The following is a 1,535-nucleotide window of genomic DNA, read 5'->3' on the forward strand; positions in this document are numbered from 1 at the left end:
GCCTTCTTTTCCTTGGTAATTGATTTTCGCCCAGCCGTTTGCTTTTCCTAGTACTGTTACTTTTTCACCATTTTTTAAGTTTCCTAGAACCGAGCTACTTGTATTCGCCGCGCTTCTTACTCGTAAGCTTGTCGCGTTAATTGTTCCTACTTCTTGCGTTCCATTTTTAATCGTTGCATCTGATGTTTTCGGTTGTTCCGGCTTTTTTATCTCTTCTGTGTTGCCATCAATTTTCACAAACTCTAACGATACATAACCTTCTTTTCCTTGATAGCTTATTTTTGCCCAACCATTCGCTTTTCCTAGTACTGTTACTTTTTCACCATTTTTTAGGTTCCCTAAAACCGAGCTACTTGTATTCGCTGCGCTTCTTACTCGTAAGCTTGTTGCATTGATTGTTCCTACTTCTTGTGCTCCATTTTTGATTGTTGGTTGCAGTTGCTTTTGGCCAGAAGTGTCAGGTGTTTGAATTGCATCTCCAAATTTTAAAAACTCTAAAGATACATATCCCTCTTTTCCTTTATATTCAATCTTTGCCCAGCCGTTCGCTTTTCCTAATACCGTTACTTTTTCATTTTTTTGAACATAGCCAATCATTGAACTACCTAGAGTTGGACTATTACGTACATTCAAACGAGTTGCCGTAACAATTCCCTCTTCTTTTTGTCCATTATTAATCGTTAATTGTTGTTTTTGTTCAACGTTTGGATTTCCATTCGAAAATCCTAAAAATTGTAATGTGACATACCCCTCTTTTCCATCATGAGAAATTTTAGCCCATTCTTTTTCCTTACTTAAAACTTGTACATTTGTTCCCTTTTTTACTGTTCCTATAACTTTCCCTTGAGTTGTAGGTTGTTCACGTATATTTAAATTTGTTGCATTTACTGTCGCTAAATTATCACTTTCTGCAAAGGCATGCGTCGAAATAAAAGATGTTGCTGTCGCTAGAAATGTACCTGTTATTATTTGTTTTGTTGTTTGTTTCATAATTTTTTATAAGAATATAAGAAATCCTATATTCTTCAGCCCTCCCTTTTTTATTCTTCTTACTATTAATCTTAACATATCATTCCGAAATATTTATTTTGAATATCTAAATATAGCCATAAAATTTGTGAACATCTTATCTATATAGTTTTTTGCATAAAACTATATCTCCTATGAAATATTACAAAGGGATGTATTTTAGATGGAATATTAATTTTTCAGGAGGAAAACAATGACGAAAATCTTCATTTTAGCATCAACACTTTCTTTATCTTTTTTTAGCGGCTTGAATATCGGTAATGCAGCCACGGAAAACTTCTCTCCAACAAACGCTATTGTACAAAACAGCGATCATTTAGCAGAAGGAAACTCAAAAGATAATAATAAACCTCCAGGAAGCAACGGTTCTGGTGGCAGCGGTTCTGGTGACAGCGGCTCTGATGGCAGTGGTTCTGGTGGTATCGGTTCTGGTGGCAGCGGCTCTGATGGCAGTGGTTCTGGTGCTGTCTCTTATACACATCTGACGCTGCCGACGAAGCTAGAAG

At 36.2% G+C, this 1,535-nt stretch carries 1 protein-coding gene and 1 pseudogene; one reads left to right on the forward strand and one right to left on the reverse strand.

The window, feature by feature from the left end; translation table 11 throughout:
• The coding region (locus JDS92_RS29995) for an SH3 domain-containing protein (RefSeq protein ID WP_199633035.1) at positions 1-990 on the reverse strand (990 nt) is incomplete at its 3' end.
• Between the two features lie 232 nt (positions 991-1,222).
• Between JDS92_RS29995 and JDS92_RS30000 the strand changes: the two are divergent.
• Positions 1,223-1,535: pseudogene (locus tag JDS92_RS30000) on the forward strand (hypothetical protein); the annotation flags it as partial.

Origin of the sequence: Bacillus cereus group sp. N12 (assembly GCF_016483575.1) — a bacterium.
Taxonomy (GTDB): Bacteria; Bacillota; Bacilli; order Bacillales; family Bacillaceae_G; genus Bacillus_A; species Bacillus_A toyonensis.